This window comes from Pseudomonas sp. FG98, from assembly GCF_057808595.1.
Window position 1 is genome coordinate 1 of record NZ_JBMDIJ010000105.1, and the last position, 16687, is coordinate 16687.

The 16687-nt window shown below is 64.9% G+C and carries 10 protein-coding genes; 8 read left to right on the forward strand and 2 right to left on the reverse strand.

Annotation, left to right across the window (positions count from 1 at the left end):
• Window positions 1-148: 148 nt before the first annotated feature.
• The 8 genes from ACODSK_RS29695 to ACODSK_RS29730 all read left to right on the forward strand — a co-directional run bounded on the left by ACODSK_RS29695 (window position 149) and on the right by ACODSK_RS29730 (window position 15250).
• The gene (locus ACODSK_RS29695; protein ID WP_489021297.1) at window positions 149-1342 is read left to right on the forward strand and encodes an amino acid aminotransferase; all 1194 of its coding nucleotides are present in this window, start codon (window positions 149-151) and stop codon (window positions 1340-1342) included.
• Window positions 1343-1620: 278 nt separating this feature from the next.
• A complete protein-coding gene (locus ACODSK_RS29700; protein WP_489021298.1) occupies window positions 1621-2901 on the forward strand; it encodes a serine/threonine transporter in 1281 nt (426 codons plus the stop codon).
• A gap of 270 nt (window positions 2902-3171) precedes the next feature.
• On the forward strand, window positions 3172-3672 hold the full coding sequence (tpx, locus tag ACODSK_RS29705; RefSeq protein ID WP_489021300.1) for a thiol peroxidase: 501 nt from the start codon (window positions 3172-3174) through the stop codon (window positions 3670-3672).
• Window positions 3673-3853: 181 nt separating this feature from the next.
• Window positions 3854-5173, forward strand: coding sequence for an MdtA/MuxA family multidrug efflux RND transporter periplasmic adaptor subunit (locus ACODSK_RS29710; RefSeq protein WP_489021302.1), 1320 nt, complete (start codon window positions 3854-3856; stop codon window positions 5171-5173).
• Window positions 5170-8268, forward strand: a complete 3099-nt coding sequence (locus ACODSK_RS29715) for an MdtB/MuxB family multidrug efflux RND transporter permease subunit (RefSeq protein ID WP_489021303.1) — start codon at window positions 5170-5172, stop codon at window positions 8266-8268. Before ACODSK_RS29710 ends, ACODSK_RS29715 begins: the two co-directional genes overlap by 4 nt.
• A 31-nt stretch (window positions 8269-8299) precedes the next feature.
• Complete coding sequence (locus tag ACODSK_RS29720) at window positions 8300-11413, forward strand: efflux RND transporter permease subunit (RefSeq protein ID WP_489021305.1); 3114 nt, start codon at window positions 8300-8302, stop codon at window positions 11411-11413.
• On the forward strand, window positions 11410-12894 hold the full coding sequence (locus ACODSK_RS29725; RefSeq protein WP_489021307.1) for an efflux transporter outer membrane subunit: 1485 nt from the start codon (window positions 11410-11412) through the stop codon (window positions 12892-12894). Before ACODSK_RS29720 ends, ACODSK_RS29725 begins: the two co-directional genes overlap by 4 nt.
• A gap of 271 nt (window positions 12895-13165) precedes the next feature.
• Window positions 13166-15250 carry a putative bifunctional diguanylate cyclase/phosphodiesterase gene (locus tag ACODSK_RS29730; protein WP_489021308.1) on the forward strand — a complete coding sequence of 695 codons (2085 nt, stop codon included), beginning with the start codon at window positions 13166-13168 and terminating at the stop codon, window positions 15248-15250.
• 3 nt (window positions 15251-15253) lie between these two features.
• On the opposite strand, the gene ACODSK_RS29735 is transcribed toward ACODSK_RS29730, so the two are convergent.
• Entirely contained in the window at window positions 15254-15514 is a 261-nt protein-coding gene (locus tag ACODSK_RS29735) for a DUF1652 domain-containing protein (protein WP_489021310.1), read from the reverse strand.
• A gap of 328 nt (window positions 15515-15842) precedes the next feature.
• Window positions 15843-16490, reverse strand: a complete 648-nt coding sequence (locus ACODSK_RS29740) for a DUF1345 domain-containing protein (protein WP_489021312.1) — start codon at window positions 16488-16490, stop codon at window positions 15843-15845.
• Window positions 16491-16687 lie beyond the last annotated feature (197 nt).

Genomic DNA, 16687 nt, shown 5'->3' on the forward strand with positions numbered 1-16687 from the left:
CCATTGCAATCGCTGGCAAGCCAGCTCCCACAGGGGATTGTGCAATCCTGCACAAAACCCTTGCACCAAGGGCATGTTCCTCGGCCCGGACTCCGGGTATCCTCGACACACTTTGTTCGATTGATCCTGTCCCAAGGAGTTGTGCGCTGTGTTCAAACATGTCGATGCCTATGCTGGCGACCCGATTCTGTCGCTGATGGAAACCTTCAAGACCGATCCGCGTGCCAACAAGGTCAACCTGAGCATCGGCCTGTATTACGATGCCGCTGGCGTGGTACCGCAGCTGGCGGCGGTGGGCGAGGCGGAGAAACGCCTGGCCGACAAGCCCCACGAAGCCTCGCTGTACCTGCCGATGGAAGGTCTGGCCGGCTACCGCCAGGCGATCCAGAACCTGCTGTTCGGCGCCGATCACCCGGCGGTGACCAGCGGTCGCGTCGCCACCGTGCAGACCGTCGGCGGCTCCGGCGCGCTGAAAGTCGGCGCCGACTTCCTCAAGCGCTACTTCCCTGAATCGCAGGTCTGGGTCAGCGATCCGACCTGGGACAACCACCGCGCCATCTTCGAAGGCGCCGGGTTCAAGGTGCACACCTACCCGTACTTCGACCCGGCCACCCGCGGCGTCAACTTCGACGGCATGCTTGCCACCCTGCAGACCCTGCCGGCCAACAGCATCGTCCTGCTCCACCCGTGCTGCCACAACCCCACCGGCGTCGACCTGAACCAGGGCCAATGGCAGCAGGTGATCGAGGTGGTCAAGGTGCGCAACCTGATCCCGTTCCTCGATATCGCCTACCAGGGCTTCGGCGAAGGCCTGGCCGAGGACGCCTTCGCCATCCGCGAAGCGGCCCGTGCCGGCGTGCCGTGCCTGGTCAGCAACTCCTTCTCGAAGATCTTCTCGCTGTACGGCGAGCGGGTCGGCGGCCTGTCGGTGGTCTGTGACGACGCCGAGACCCAGGCCAGCGTGCTTGGCCAGCTCAAGGCCACCGTGCGCCGCAACTACTCCAGCCCGCCTGCGTTCGGTGCCCAACTGGTCGCCGCGGTGCTCAACGATGCCGGCCTGAATGCCCAATGGGCGGCGGAAGTGGAGCAGATGCGCCTGCGCATCCTCGACATGCGCCAGGGGCTGGTGGATGCCCTGGCGGTGCTGCTGCCGGGCCAGGACTTCTCGTTCTTCCTCAGCCAGCGCGGCATGTTCAGCTACACCGGCCTGAGCGTGGCCCAGGTCCGCCGCCTGCGCGATGAGTTCGGTGTGTACCTGATCGACAGCGGCCGGGTGTGCATGTCGGGCCTGCGTCCGGACAACCTGCAGCAGGTGGCCGAGGCGATCGCCGCCGTTCAGTAAGTCTTGACGGCCTCATCGCCGGCAACGCCGGCTCCCACAATGTTTGGCGGCGACGCTGGACGTGTGGGAGCCGGCGTTGCCGGCGATGAGGCCATCGGCAACACCTTCAAGTTTCCTGTTCATGCACTGCAAAGGTGCAACCATTCCTCGGACAGTACTTTAAAAGTGCAACCTTTCAGCGCACAATCGCGCCCCTCTTTTATGGTCGGGGTGTGTTGAGGCGTCTATTCAGCCACTCCCGGCGCTGTTGCAGTCTTGCGAGTGGAGTTGCACCCGGAATGAACGAGCAGTCCCCGAGCGTTGAACAACGCTTCGAATCCACCCCGGCGGCGAGCCTTGCGCGCTGGGATCGTCATGACACTACCTGGATGCTCGGCCTGTTCGGCACCGCCATCGGCGCCGGTACCCTGTTCCTGCCGATCAACGCCGGCCTCGGCGGTTTCTGGCCGCTGCTGATCCTGGCGCTGCTGGCCTTCCCGATGACCTATTACGCCCACCGCGGCCTGACCCGCTTCGTCCTTTCCGGACGCGACGGCGGCGATATCACCGATGTGGTGGAAGAGCACTTCGGCCTCAGCGCCGGGGCGATGATCACCGTCCTGTACTTCCTGGCGATCTTCCCGATCCTGCTGATCTACTCGGTGGCCCTGACCAATACCGTTGGCAGCTTCATGGAGCACCAACTGCATATCCAGCCGCCACCCCGCGCGCTGCTGTCGTTCGTGCTGATCCTCGGCCTGCTGGCGGTGGTGCGCTGCGGTGAACAGGCCACGGTCAAGGCCATGAGCCTGCTGGTCTATCCGTTCATCGTCGCCCTGGCGTTCCTTGCGGTGTTCCTGGTTCCGCACTGGAACGGCGGCATCCTTGCCACCGCCGGCGACCTGCCAAGCGGCGGCGCCTTCCTGCATACCCTGTGGCTGGCGATTCCGGTGATGGTGTTCTCCTTCAACCATTCGCCGATCATCTCGGCCTTCGCCGTCGACCAAAAACGCCGCTACGGCGCCCATGCCGACGAGCGCAGCGGGCAGATCCTGGCCCGTGCCCACCTGCTGATGGTGGCCATGGTGATGTTCTTCGTCTTCAGTTGCGTGCTGACCCTGTCCCCGGCGCAACTGGCCGAAGCCAAGGCGCAGAACCTGTCGATCCTGTCGTACCTGGCCAACCACTTCAGCAACCCGACCATCGCCTTCGCCGCGCCGCTGATCGCCTTCGTCGCCATTGCCAAGTCGTTCCTCGGCCACTACATCGGTGCCAGCGAGGGCCTCAAGGGCATCATCCTCAAGACCGGCAAGCGTCCCGAGGCGAAGACCCTGGACCGGGTCACCGCCGCGCTGATGCTGGTGGTGTGCTGGATCGTCGCCACCCTCAACCCGAGCATCCTCGGCATGATCGAAGCCCTGGGCGGCCCGGTGATCGCGGCGATCCTGTTCCTGATGCCGATGTATGCCATCCGCAAGGTTCCGGCGATGCGCCAATACAGTGGCAAGGCGTCCAATGTGTTTGTCGTGGCGGTGGGGTTGGTGGCGTTGTCTTCTGTCGTCTACTCACTGTTGCCTTGAGATAGAAGCCGGGATTGCTGGCTGGCCAGAACGCCTGTGGGAGCTGGCTTGCCAGCGATGAGGCCGGCACTGACAAGGATGTTGTCAGATCTGGCCCTATCGCTGGCAAGCCAGCTCCCACAAGGATTTGTGGCGGGTTGTCGGGTTTTGTACGGCAGGATTGTCCACAAAAAACGTCCGACAATTCAACAATTTGCATTCCCCCATAGGTGCCGAAGCACTTTCGTGCTTAACTCTGGGTCCTTTCAATCCCGCATAAGGACTCCGCTCATGGCTCAAGTGACTCTCAAAGGCAATCCGGTTCAGGTCAAAGGCGAGCTGCCGAAGGCTGGCGCCCAGGCTCCTGCGTTCTCCCTGGTTGGTGAAGGCCTGGCCGACAAGTCGCTGAAAGACTTCGCCGGCAAGCGCAAGGTGCTGAACATCTTCCCGAGCGTCGACACCCCGACCTGCGCCACCTCCGTGCGCAAGTTCAACGCCCAGGCCAACGACATCGCCAACACCGTCATCCTGTGCATCTCCGCCGACCTGCCATTCGCCCAGGCACGCTTCTGCGGCGCCGAAGGCCTGGAGAATGTGAAGAACCTGTCGACCCTGCGCGGCCGCGAGTTCCTGGAAAACTACGGCGTGGCCATCGCTGACGGCCCGCTGGCTGGCCTGGCTGCCCGCGCGGTAGTGGTGCTGGACGAGAACGACAAGGTCCTGCACGCCGAACTGGTAGGCGAAATCGCCGAAGAGCCGAACTACGACGCGGCCCTGGCGGTCCTGAAGTAAGGCAATCTGGCAACACCTTGAAACGGCCTGGCTTAGTCCAGGCCGTTTTTGTTTAAAGTTCAGAAACTTGGCAACGTCAGTTATCAGTAAATTGCCGGTAAAGGCGCTTTGCTAAAACGTCTCGAGTGCTTATCGTTCAGCCTCCTTCAAAGTTTCCTGCGTACTCATGGTCGAGAACCCGATGCAATCTTCCTCCCGTTCGTCCCGCCGCTGGCTGTTCAGCCTCTTGATCCTGCTGGTTATCGCCGGTCTGTGCTGGTGGCTGTGGCCCAGCGCGCAGACCCATACCACGCCGACCGCCCAGGGCGAGGCCAAGGGCCATCCCGGTGGCCGTCGTGGCGCTGGCGCCATGACCGGCCAGGGTCGCCCGGGCTTCGGCACCTCCACCGCCAGCGTGCCGGTGCGGGTGGCGCCGGCCACGGTCGGCGACTTCCCGGTCTACTACAAGGCGCTGGGGACGGTGACCGCGACCAACACCGTCAACGTGCGCAGCCGGGTGGCAGGGGAACTGGTCAAGGTCTACTTCAAGGAAGGCCAGCAGGTGAAGGCCGGCGACCTGCTCGCCGAAATCGACCCGCGCAGCTACCAGATCGCCCTGCAGCAGGCCGAAGGCACCCTGGCGCAGAACCAGGCGCAACTGAAGAACGCGCAGATCGACCTGGCCCGCTATAAAGGCCTGTACGCCGAAGACAGCATCGCCAAGCAGACCCTGGACACCCAGGCCGCTCTGGTGGCGCAGTACGAAGGCACGATCAAGACCAACCAGGCGGCGGTCGGCGACGCCAAGCTCAATCTCGACTTCACCAAGATCCGCGCCCCGATCGGTGGCCGTCTCGGCCTGCGCCAGCTCGACCTCGGCAACCTGGTGGCGGCCAACGACACCACCGCCCTGGTGGTGATCACCCAGACCCAGCCGATTACCGTGGCCTTCACCCTGCCGGAAAACGACCTGGATACCGTGCTGAGCCGTTTCCGCACCGGCAATCCGCTGCCGGTGGAAGCCTGGGACCGCGGCGATACCCGCCAGCAGGCCACCGGTGTGCTGGCCAGCATCGACAACCAGATCGACATCACCACCGGCACCCTGAAGTTCAAGGCACGCTTCGAGAACCAGGACGAAACCCTGTTCCCCAACCAGTTCGTCAACGCCCGCCTGCTCGCCGATACCCTGAAGGACGTGGTGCTGGCGCCGTCGGCGGCGATCCAGTTCGGCAACAACGGCACCTTCGTCTATGTCATCGATGACGAGAGCAAGGTGCATATCCGCAACCTCAAGGTCGGTGTCAGCGACGGCGAGCGCACCGTGATCAAGGAAGGCCTGGCCAAGGGCGAGCGGGTAGTGCTGGAAGGCACCGACCGCCTGCGCGACGGCACCAAGGTCGATGTGGTCGATGATCCGGCCAAGGTCCCGGTGACTCCCGGCCAGCACCTGCAAGGCCAGGACAAGCCCGGTGTGTCCTCCAGCGAAGCCCCGGCAGCTAACGGCAAGGCTGGCGCATGAACCTCTCGCGCCTGTTCATTCTCCGCCCGGTCGCCACCACCCTGAGCATGCTGGCCATCGTCCTGGCCGGCCTGATCGCCTACAAGCTGCTGCCGGTGGCGGCACTGCCGCAGGTGGATTACCCGACCATCCGGGTCATGACCCTGTACCCCGGCGCCAGCCCGCAGGTGATGACCAGCGCGGTGACCGCGCCGCTGGAGCGCCAGTTCGGGCAGATGCCGGGCCTGGAACAGATGGCTTCGACCAGCTCCGGCGGCGCCTCGGTGCTGACCCTGCGCTTCAGCCTGGAAATGAACATGGACGTCGCCGAGCAGCAGGTCCAGGCGGCGATCAATGCCGCCAGCAACCTGCTGCCCAGCGACCTGCCGGCACCGCCGGTGTACAACAAGGTCAACCCGGCCGACACCCCGGTGCTGACCCTTGCAATTTCCTCGAAGACCATGCCGCTGCCCAAGCTCAACGATCTGGTCGACACGCGCATGGCACAGAAGATCGCCCAGATCAGCGGCGTCGGCATGGTCAGCATCGCCGGTGGCCAGCGCCAGGCGGTGCGGATCAAGGTCAATCCCGAGGCCCTGGCTGCGGCGGGCCTGAACCTGGCCGATGTGCGCACCCTGATCGGCGCCTCCAACGTCAACCAGCCCAAGGGCAACTTCGACGGCCCGACCCGGGTGTCGATGCTCGACGCCAACGACCAGCTGCGTTCCCCCGAGGAATACGCCAACCTGATCCTCGCCTACAACAACGGCGCGCCGCTGCGCCTGAAGGACGTCGCCGAGATCGTCGACGGCGCCGAGAACGAGCGCCTGGCGGCCTGGGCCAACCAGAACCAGGCGGTGCTGCTGAATATCCAGCGCCAGCCCGGGGCCAACGTGATCGAGGTGGTCGACCGGATCAAGACCCTGCTCCCGGAGATCACCGACAACCTGCCGGCCGGTCTCGATGTCACCGTGCTCACCGACCGTACCCAGACCATCCGCGCCTCGGTGCGCGATGTGCAGCATGAACTGCTGTTCGCCATCGCCCTGGTGGTGATGGTCACCTTCCTGTTCCTGCGCCGGCTCAGCGCCACCCTGATTCCGTCGATCGCCGTGCCGCTGTCGCTGATCGGCACCTTCGGCGTGATGTACCTGGCCGGGTTCTCGATCAACAACCTGACCCTGATGGCCCTGACCATCGCCACCGGGTTCGTGGTCGACGACGCCATCGTCATGCTGGAGAACATCGCCCGCCATATCGAGGAGGGCGAGACGCCGTTGCAGGCGGCGCTCAAGGGCGCGCGGCAGATCGGCTTCACCCTGATTTCCCTGACCTTCTCGCTGATCGCGGTGCTGATTCCGCTGCTGTTCATGGCCGACGTGGTGGGCCGGCTGTTCCGTGAGTTCGCCATCACCTTGGCGGTGGCCATCCTGATTTCCCTGGTGGTGTCCCTGACCCTGACCCCGATGATGTGCGCGCGGCTGCTCAAGCGCGAGCCGAAGGAAGAGGAGCAGAGCCGCTTCTACCGCGCCAGCGGGGCCTGGATCGAATGGCTGATCGAGCATTACGGCCGCGGCCTGCAATGGGTGCTCAAGCACCAGCCGCTGACCCTGCTGGTGGCCGTGGCGACCCTGGGTCTTACCGTGCTGCTGTACATCGCCGTGCCCAAGGGCTTCTTCCCGGTGCAGGACACCGGGGTGATCCAGGGTATTTCCGAGGCCCCGCAAGCCACTTCCTTCGCGGCCATGAGCCAGCGCCAGCAGGAACTGGCGGCGCTGATCCTCGAAGACCCGGCGGTGGACAGCCTGTCGTCCTATATCGGCGTCGATGGCGACAACGCCACGCTCAACAGCGGGCGCCTGCTGATCAACCTCAAGCCCCACGGCGAGCGTGACCTCACCGCAGCCCAGGTGATTGCCCGCCTGCAACCCAAGGTCGACCGCCTCAGCGGCATTCGCCTGTTCATGCAGCCGGTGCAGGACCTGAGCATCGAGGACCGGGTCAGCCGCACCCAGTACCAGTTCAGCCTGTCGTCGCCGGATGCCGAAATGCTCTCGGAGTGGAGCGACAAGCTGGTCCACACCCTGCAGCAGTACCCGCAACTGACCGATGTCGCCAGCGACCTGCAGGACAAGGGTCTGCAAGTGTTCCTGGTGATCGACCGCGACGCCGCCAGCCGCCTGGGTGTGACCGTCTCGGAAATCACCAACGCCCTGTACGACGCCTTCGGCCAGCGGCAGATCTCCACCATCTATACCCAGGCCAGCCAGTACCGCGTGGTGCTCCAGGCAGGCGTTGCCTCGACCCTCGGGCCAAAGGCGCTGGACGGTATCTACGTGAAGACCACCGCCGCCACCCAGGTACGCCTGTCGGCCCTGGCCCATGTCGAGGAGCGCCAGGCGCAACTGGCGATCTCCCATATCGGCCAGTTCCCGGCGGTGATGATGTCGTTCAACCTGGCCGAGGGCGTGTCCCTGGGCGAGGGCGTGCAACTGATCGAGCAGGTGCAGAAGGACATCGGCATGCCGCTGGGCGTGCAGACCCGCTTCCAGGGCGCGGCGGAAGCCTTCCAGGCCTCGCTGTCGAGCACCTTGCTGCTGATCCTCGCCGCCGTGGTGACCATGTACATCGTGCTCGGCGTGCTCTACGAGAGCTACATCCACCCGGTGACCATCCTCTCGACCCTGCCGTCGGCGGCGGTCGGCGCCTTGCTGGCGCTGCTCCTTACCGGCAACGACCTGGGCATGATCGCCATCATCGGCATCATCCTGCTCATCGGCATCGTCAAGAAGAACGCGATCATGATGATCGACTTCGCCCTCGAAGCCGAACGCCACCAGGGCATGGCCCCGGAGCAGGCGATCTACCAGGCGGCGCTGCTGCGCTTCCGGCCGATCCTGATGACCACCCTGGCGGCGCTGTTCGGTGCCGTGCCGCTGATGCTCGCCAGTGGTTCCGGCGCCGAGCTGCGCCAGCCGCTGGGCCTGGTGATGGTCGGTGGCCTGGCCCTGAGCCAGGTGCTGACGCTGTTCACCACGCCGGTGATCTACCTGTACTTCGATCGTCTGTCGCGGCGCTTCAAGAAGCAGCCGGCGCTGGCTGGAGAACAGGCATGAACCGCGTCCGCCTGCTGTCCGGGAGCGTGCTGTGAACCTTTCCGGACCCTTTATCCGTCGCCCGGTGGCGACCATGCTGCTGAGCCTGGCGATCATGCTGCTGGGCGCGGTGAGCTTCGGCCTGTTGCCGGTGGCGCCGCTGCCGAAGATGGACTTCCCGGTGATCGTGGTCTCGGCCAGCCTGCCAGGGGCCAGCCCCGAGGTGATGGCGGCCACCGTGGCCACGCCGCTGGAGCGCAAGCTCGGTACCATCGCCGGCGTTACCACCCTGACCAGCAGCTCCAACCAGGGCTCGACCCGGGTCGTTCTCGGCTTCGACCTGGACCGCGATATCGACGGCGCCGCGCGGGAAGTGCAGGCGGCCATCAACGCCGCGCGCAACCTGCTGCCCAGTGGCATGAAGAGCATGCCCACCTACAAGAAGATCAACCCGTCGCAGGCGCCGATCATGGTGTTGGCGCTGACCTCGGACGTGCTGCAGAAGGGCCAGCTGTACGACCTGGCCTCGACCATCCTGTCGCAGAGCCTGTCCCAGGTGAGCGGGGTAGGGGAGGTGCAGATCGGCGGCAGTTCGCTGCCGGCGGTGCGCATCGAACTGCAACCGAAGATGCTCGCCCAGTACGGCCTGGCCCTGGACGACGTACGGGAAACCGTGTCGGCCGCCAACCAGCGGCGGCCCATGGGCTTTGTCGAGGACAGCGAACGCAACTGGCAGGTGCGCGCCAACGACCAGTTGGAGAAGGCCAAGGACTACGAACCGCTGGTGATCCGTTACCAGGACGGCTCGGTGCTGCGCCTGAGCGATGTGGCCAAGGTCACCGACGGCGTCGAGAACCGCTACAACAGCGGCTTCTTCAATGACCAGGAAGCGGTACTGCTGGTGATCAACCGGCAGACCAACGCCAACATCATCCAGACCGTGGCGCAGATCAAGGACGAGCTGCCGGCCCTGCAATCCCTGCTGCCGTCCAGCGTCAAGCTGGAGATTGCCATGGACCGCTCGCCGGTGATCAAGGCGACTCTCAAGGAGGCCGAGCACACCTTGCTGATCGCGGTGTTCCTGGTGGTGCTGGTGGTCTATCTGTTCCTCGGCAACTTCCGCGCCTCGCTGATTCCGACCCTGGCGGTGCCGGTGTCGCTGGTGGGCACCTTCGCGGTCATGTACCTGTGCGGCTTCTCCCTGAACAACCTGTCGCTGATGGCGCTGATCCTCGCCACCGGCCTGGTGGTGGACGACGCCATCGTGGTCCTGGAGAACATCTCGCGGCATATCGAGAATGGCCAGCCGCCGATGCGCGCGGCCTATCTCGGGGCCAAGGAAGTGGGCTTCACCCTGCTGTCGATGAACGTTTCGCTGGTGGCGGTGTTCGTCTCCATCCTGTTCATGGGCGGCATCGTCAATGCGCTGTTCCGCGAGTTCTCCATCACCCTGGCGGCGGCGATCATCGTCTCCTTGCTGGTGTCCCTGACCCTGACCCCGATGCTCTGCTCGCGCTGGCTCAAGCCCCATGACCCGGCAGCAGAACAGACCCGCCTGCAGCGCTGGAGCGAGCAGCTTCACCAGCGCATGGTGGCCGGTTACGACCGCAGCCTGGGCTGGGCCCTGCGCCATCGGCGCCTGACCCTGTTCAGCCTGTTCGTCGCCATCGGGGTCAATATCGCCTTGTATGTGGTGGTGCCCAAGACCCTGATGCCGCAGCAGGACACCGGCCAGTTGATGGGCTTCATCCGCGGTGACGACGGCCTGTCGTTCAGCGTGATGCAGCCGAAGATGGAGATCTACCGCCGTGCCTTGCTCGCCGATCCGGCGGTGCAGAGCGTGGCCGGCTTCATCGGTGGCAACAGCGGCACCAACAACGCCATGGTCCTGGTGCGCCTGAAGCCGATCAAGGAGCGCAAGCTCTCGGCCCAGCAGGTGATCGAGCGCCTGCGCAAGGAAATGCCCCTGGTGCCCGGCGGACGCCTGTTCCTGCAGGCCGACCAGGACCTGCAACTGGGCGGTGGCGGTCGCGACCAGACCACCTCGCAATACCTCTACACCCTGCAAAGCGGCGACCTGATCGCCTTGCGCACCTGGTATCCGAAGGTGGTCGCGGCCCTGCGCGCGCTGCCGGAACTGACCGCCATCGACGCTCGCGACGGCGGTGGTACCCAGCAGGTGACCCTGGTGGTCGACCGCGACCAGGCCAAGCGCCTGGGCATCGACATGAGCATGGTCACCGCGGTGCTCAACAACGCCTACAGCCAGCGGCAGATCTCGACCATCTACGACAGCCTCAACCAGTACCAGGTGGTGATGGAGATCGCGCCGAAATACGCGCAGGATCCGAGCACCCTGGAGCAGGTCGAGGTGATCACCGCCGATGGCGCGCGAGTGCCGCTGTCGACCTTCGCCCATTACGAGAACACCCTGGCCGATGACCGGGTCGGCCACGAAGGACAGTTCGCCTCGGAAGATATCGCCTTCGATATCGCCGAAGGCTATGCCCCGGACCAGGCCCTGGCGGCGGTGGAGCGGGCAGTGGCGGCGGTGGGCCTGCCGGAGGACGTGATCGCCAAGCTCGGCGGTACCGCCAATGCCTTCGTCAAGACCCAGCAAGGCCAGCCGCTGATGATCCTCGGCGCGCTGGTGCTGGTGTACCTGGTGCTGGGCATCCTCTACGAAAGCTACATCCACCCGCTGACCATCCTCTCGACCCTGCCATCGGCCGGGGTCGGCGCCTTGCTGACCCTGTACGTCACCGGCGGCGAGTTCAGCCTGATCTCGCTGCTGGGGCTGTTCCTGCTGATCGGCGTGGTGAAGAAGAACGCCATCCTGATGATCGACCTGGCCCTGCAACTGGAGCGCCATGAAGGCCTTGGCGCGGACGAATCGATCCGCCGCGCCTGCCTGCTGCGCCTGCGGCCGATCCTGATGACCACCCTGGCGGCGATCCTCGGTGCGCTGCCGCTGTTGCTGGGCAGTGCCGAAGGTTCGGAAATGCGCCAGCCGCTGGGCCTGACCATCATCGGTGGCCTGGTCTTCAGCCAGGTCCTCACGCTTTACACCACTCCGGTGGTCTACCTCTACCTGGACGGCGCGCGCCATCGCTTCAACCGCTGGCGCGGCGTGCGTACCGATGCTGCCCTGGATACCCCGCTATGAGCCAACGCCTGCTTCTTTCCGACCCCTCGCTGATGCGCCTGCTCGGTGCCCGTGGCTCGCGCCTGCTGGCTGCCAGCCTGTGCGTGGCGATGCTCAGCGCCTGCACCCTGAGCCCGGACTACCAGCGTCCTGAAATGCACACCGACGTGCCGTTCAAGCACGCCGAGGGCTGGACCCAGGCCACGCCGTCCGATGCCCTGGCCCGTGGCGCCTGGTGGGAGCTGTATGGCGATGCCCAGCTCAATGCGCTGGTGGCCGAGCTCAACGCCTCGAACCAGACCGTGGCGCAGTACGAAGCCCAGTATCGCCAGGCCCAGGCCCTGGTGCGCAGCTCGCGGGCCTCGCTGTTCCCCAGCCTCGACCTCAGCGCCAGCAAGAACCGTTCGAGCCAGGGCACCGGCAGCAGCAGCTCCAGCCTGAGCAACAGCAGCAGCGGCATCCGCGATACCTACAACGCGCAGTTGGGCGTGAGCTGGGAAATCGACCTGTGGGGCAAGCTGCGTGAAGGCCTCAACGCCAACGAAGCCAGCGCCGAAGCGAGCTTCGCCGACATGGCCTCGATCCGCCTCAGCCAGCAATCGGAGCTGGTGCAGAACTACCTGCAACTGCGGGTCATCGACGAGCAGAAGCGCCTGCTGGAAAAGACCCTGGCGGCCTACCAGCGTTCGCTGAAAATGACCCAGAACCAGTACCAGGCCGGGGTCTCCGGCAAGGATGCGGTGGCCCAGGCACAGACCCAGCTCAAGAGCACCGAGGCGGACCTGGTGGACCTGATCTGGCAGCGTGCCCAGTACGAGAATGCCATTGCCGTGCTGATGGGCAAGCTGCCGGCGGAGTTCTCCCTGGCGGCGACCGACAGCATCCCGGCCTTGCCGCAGATTCCGCTGTCCTTGCCCTCGCAGTTGCTGGAGCGGCGTCCCGACATTGCCGCCGCCGAGCGCAACGTGATGGCCGCCAACGCCAATATCGGCGTGGCCCGCGCCGCCTACTTCCCGGACCTCAGCCTGAGCATGAGCGGTGGCTACAGCAGTAGCAGCTTCAGCAACTGGATCAGCCTGCCGAACCGCTTCTGGTCGGTGGGGCCCAGCCTGGCCATGACCCTGTTCGACGCCGGCAAGCGCTCGGCGGAGGTCGACCGTACCGAAGCCGCCTACGACCAGACCGTGGCGCAGTATCGCCAGACCGTGCTGGATGGTTTCCGCGAAGTGGAGAACTACCTGGTGCAGCTCAAGGTGTACGGCGACGAGGCGGTGATCCGCCAGCAGGCGCTGGAGTCGGCACGGGAATCGCTGCGTCTGACCGAGAACCAGTACAAGGCCGGGTTGATCGGTTATCTGGATGTGGTCAACGTGCAGACCACGGCACTGAGCAACGAGCGCAGCGTGCTGACCCTGCTGCAGGGTCGGCTGGTGGCCAGCGTGCAACTGATCGCTGCGCTGGGTGGTGGTTGGGATGGGCAGATGGCGGCGGCCGAGGACTGAAATCCCGGTTGTTGCCAGTGGCCTCATCGCCGGCAACGCCGGCTCCCACAGGGTTCTCGTCAGCCCGGTCTCTCGAGGTCAACTCATAACCCTGTGGGAGCTGGCGTTGCCAGCGATGAGGCCATCAGCCTCTCCACCGACTCCGGATCAGGCCCCGTTCTGCCACTCGGCACACTCCCTGTAAAACTCCGTGCGTTTCCCGAAAGCTTGAGTACAATCATCGGATTTTGCGCTGGCACATTGCCCGCGCACCTTCCGCCTGGATTGCTTGATGTTGAACGGCAGCTACTCTCCCTCCCTGGTTGTGATTTCCCTGTGCGTGGCGATCCTGGCGTCCTATACCGCCCTCGATCTCACCGGCCGCCTGGCCACGGCCAAGGGCCGTTCGGCCTGCCTGTGGATGGTCGGCGGCGCGCTGGCAATGGGCATGGGCGTCTGGTCGATGCACTTCATCGGCATGCTTGCCTTCAGTCTGCCGATCCAGCTGGGCTACGACATCACCCTGACCCTGCTGTCACTGGTCATCGCCGTGCTGTCCTCGGGCTTTGCCCTGTGGCTGGTCAGCCAGCGCAGCCTGCCGCTGCACATGCTGCTGCTCGGCGCGGTGATCATGGGCGCGGGTATCGCCTGCATGCACTACACCGGCATGGCAGCGATGCGCATGCAGCCGGGCATCCAGTACGACCCGCTGCTGTTCGGCCTGTCCCTGCTGATCGCCGTCGGTGCCTCGATGGCCGCGCTGTGGATCGCCTTCCGCCTGCGTCGCACCACCCCCTATGTTCGCCAGGTACGCGGTGGCGCGGCGGTGGTGATGGGGGTGGCCATAGTCGGCATGCACTACACCGGCATGGCCGCCGCCAACTTCCCCGAAGGCAGCTTCTGCGGCGCCTTCGAAACCGGCTTCAATGGTGACGGCCTCGATTACCTGGTGCTGATCACTACCCTGGCGGTGCTCTCGGTGGCGCTGCTGACCTCGGTGCTCGACGCCCGCCTGGAAGCCCGCACCGCCGAACTGGCGCGCTCGCTGACCCTGGCCAACCAGGAACTGACCCAGCTCGCCCTGCACGACACCCTGACCGGCCTGCCCAACCGCACCCTGCTGGCAGACCGCATCGACCAGGCGATGAAGAAAGTTGCCGAGCATGGCGGCCAGTTCGCACTGATGTTCATCGACCTGGACGGCTTCAAGCCGGTCAACGACGCCTTCGGCCATCACACCGGCGACCAGTTGCTCAAGGAAGTGGCCCTGCGCCTGCGCGGCCATCTGCACAGCCAGGACACCCTGGCGCGGATCGGCGGTGACGAGTTCGTCCTGCTGGTTGATCTGGACGACCCTGATGACGCGGTCAATGTCGCCGCCAAGCAGGTCAACCTGGTGTCCCGCGCTTTCCGCGTGGCCGAGCAGAACCTGCAGATTTCCGCGAGCATCGGCATCGTCCTGTACCCCGGCAATGGCGCCGACCAGCACGAGCTGCTGCGCAACGCCGACGCCGCCATGTACCACGCCAAGAGCGCCGGCAAGAACGGCTACAGCTTCTTCGACGTGTCGATGAACAGCAACGCGCGCCTGCAACTGCAACTGCTGCAGGACCTGCGCAACGCGGTCGAGGAAAAGCAGTTCCGCCTGTTCTACCAGCCCAAGTACGACGCCATCGGCCGTCACCCGATCGGCGCCGAGGCCCTGGTGCGCTGGGAGCATCCGCAGCACGGCCTGTTGCTGCCGGACCGCTTCATCACCCTGGCGGAAAAGACCGGGCTGATCATTCCCATCGGCGAGTGGGTGCTGGAGGAGGCTTGTCGGCAGATGCGCGTGTGGATCGACCAGGGCTTCGTCGATTGGCGGATCGCGGTCAACCTGTCGGCCATCCAGTTCTGCCACGCCGGGCTGGTCGACAGCGTGGCCACGGCCTTGCAGCGCAATGGCCTGGCGCCCAACAGCCTGACCCTGGAAATTACCGAAACCACTGCCATGCGTGATGCCGATGCCAGCCTGTGCGTGCTGCAACAGCTGTCGGACATGGGCGTGGACCTGTCCATCGATGACTTCGGCACCGGCTATTCCAGCCTGATGTACCTCAAGCGCCTGCCGGCCAACGAGTTGAAGATCGACCGCGGTTTCGTCCGCGATCTGGAGCAGGACAGCGATGATGCGGCGATCGTCTCGGCCATCGTGGCCCTGGGCCAGGCGCTGGGTCTGCGCATCGTTGCCGAAGGTGTGGAAACCGACCGCCAGCAGGACTTCCTGACCCGCCTGGGGTGCGATTCCTTGCAGGGCTATCTGCTCGGTCAGCCGGTGCCGGCCGAGCGTTTTCTGGAGAACATCGAGCGGGTGAAGGTGGCCCAGGCGCGGGCTTGAGAATCAGGCCGAGTGCTTGAGGGCGCAGGACGGCTGGAAGGCTTCCAGTTCGTCTTCCACCGCTTCGATGATCCGCTCGACATCGTGGGCGGCCATGACGGTGGAGCAGGGGATGCCGGCGATCGCCAGCAGGGTTTCACCGGTGGCCCGGTCGAATAGCCGGGCGACCATGCTGCGCGGCGCGTCCATGCTCGCTTCGAAGCCGAGGGGGTGGAAATGCCAGCGCATCATTTGGCAAGCGCCGGGGAAAGTGAGTTTGTTCATGCGGGCCTCCTTGTACAGCGCGACGATAACCCTGAATGAAACCTCTGATGATCCTGTAGGCCTTTTCGGCCACTTTTCGACCAAGAGCCTAACCATAGCAGGCTTGCCCTGGGTGAAAAGGAATAATTCCCGGTGCTTTTTACCGTTCCATGACCCTGGTCACATTCCCGTAGACCCGATGATTTTTGCGCAAACGTTTTCTCTGCCGCTTTGGCTCCGGTAGCCGGGGCCAAGTGGCGGAATACCGGCGGTCGCCGGGATGTATTGGATCCAATTTTTCCGACCAGCGGTGGCAATCGGGAATGACTGCCAAATGACATGAAGCGGTTCAGCTGAGCAGGCCGGCGGCGATGTTCACCGTAAAGCCGAGGATCGCCGTGTTGAACAGAAAGCCGATCAACGAATGCAGCAGCACCACCCGACGCATCGGCTTGCTGCCGACGCCGACATCCGAGGTCTGCACGGCGACGCTGATGGTGAAGGAAAAGTAGTGGAAGTCCCAGAAGTCGGGATGGCACTCGCCATCGGCAAAGCGCAGCAGCGGCTCGCGGCCGTCGCAGGTATAGAACAGGCGGGCGTAATGCAGGCTGAAGATGGTGCCGATCAGCAGCCAGGAGCCGGCCACGGTCAGGCCGGTCCAGGCGTAATGCAGGATCAGCGCCTGGCCGTGCAGGTCCTTGCTGCCGGCCAGTTGCAGGGTGACCGCGGCCAGGCTGGCGACGGCGGCGATGCTGACCACGAACAGCACCAGGACGGCGTTCTCGTCTTCGATCTCGGCGATCCGCCGGACATCGTCGGGGGCGGCCCTGAAGGTCAGGTACAGGACCAATGCCAGGTAGACCCACACCGCGATATTCCATCCGGCCAGGACATGCTGGACCGTATCGCCTGCGGGAATGAACAGCCCGCCAAGCACACCGAGGACGGCGGCAATGCTCAGGCGTGGATGGGTTCGGGCCAGTTTGTGGAATGCCATGGGGGCTCGCTGACAGGGGTGTTGAGGCAACTGTAGACGGTGCCTGGGCCCTGGGTGTTCCCCGATGCAGTTGCGGCGTTGCCAGTGGCCTCATCGCCGGCAAGCCGGCTCCCACAGTGACCGCGTCGAGCACAGATGCTGTGGCTGGCCCAGAACCCTGTGGGAGTCGGCTTGCCGACGATGAGGCCAGCAGTCAC

What these genes read in the sequence shown, in the direction of transcription:
- ACODSK_RS29735 (WP_489021310.1), bottom strand. Translation starts at nt 15,514, where the DNA reads ATGAACAAACTCACTTTCCCCGGCGCTTGCCAAATGATGCGCTGGCAT.
- ACODSK_RS29710 (WP_489021302.1), top strand. Translation starts at nt 3,854, where the DNA reads ATGCAATCTTCCTCCCGTTCGTCCCGCCGCTGGCTGTTCAGCCTCTTG.
- ACODSK_RS29725 (WP_489021307.1), top strand. Translation starts at nt 11,410, where the DNA reads ATGAGCCAACGCCTGCTTCTTTCCGACCCCTCGCTGATGCGCCTGCTC.
- tpx (WP_489021300.1), top strand. Translation starts at nt 3,172, where the DNA reads ATGGCTCAAGTGACTCTCAAAGGCAATCCGGTTCAGGTCAAAGGCGAG.
- ACODSK_RS29700 (WP_489021298.1), top strand. Translation starts at nt 1,621, where the DNA reads ATGAACGAGCAGTCCCCGAGCGTTGAACAACGCTTCGAATCCACCCCG.
- ACODSK_RS29730 (WP_489021308.1), top strand. Translation starts at nt 13,166, where the DNA reads ATGTTGAACGGCAGCTACTCTCCCTCCCTGGTTGTGATTTCCCTGTGC.
- ACODSK_RS29740 (WP_489021312.1), bottom strand. Translation starts at nt 16,490, where the DNA reads ATGGCATTCCACAAACTGGCCCGAACCCATCCACGCCTGAGCATTGCC.
- ACODSK_RS29715 (WP_489021303.1), top strand. Translation starts at nt 5,170, where the DNA reads ATGAACCTCTCGCGCCTGTTCATTCTCCGCCCGGTCGCCACCACCCTG.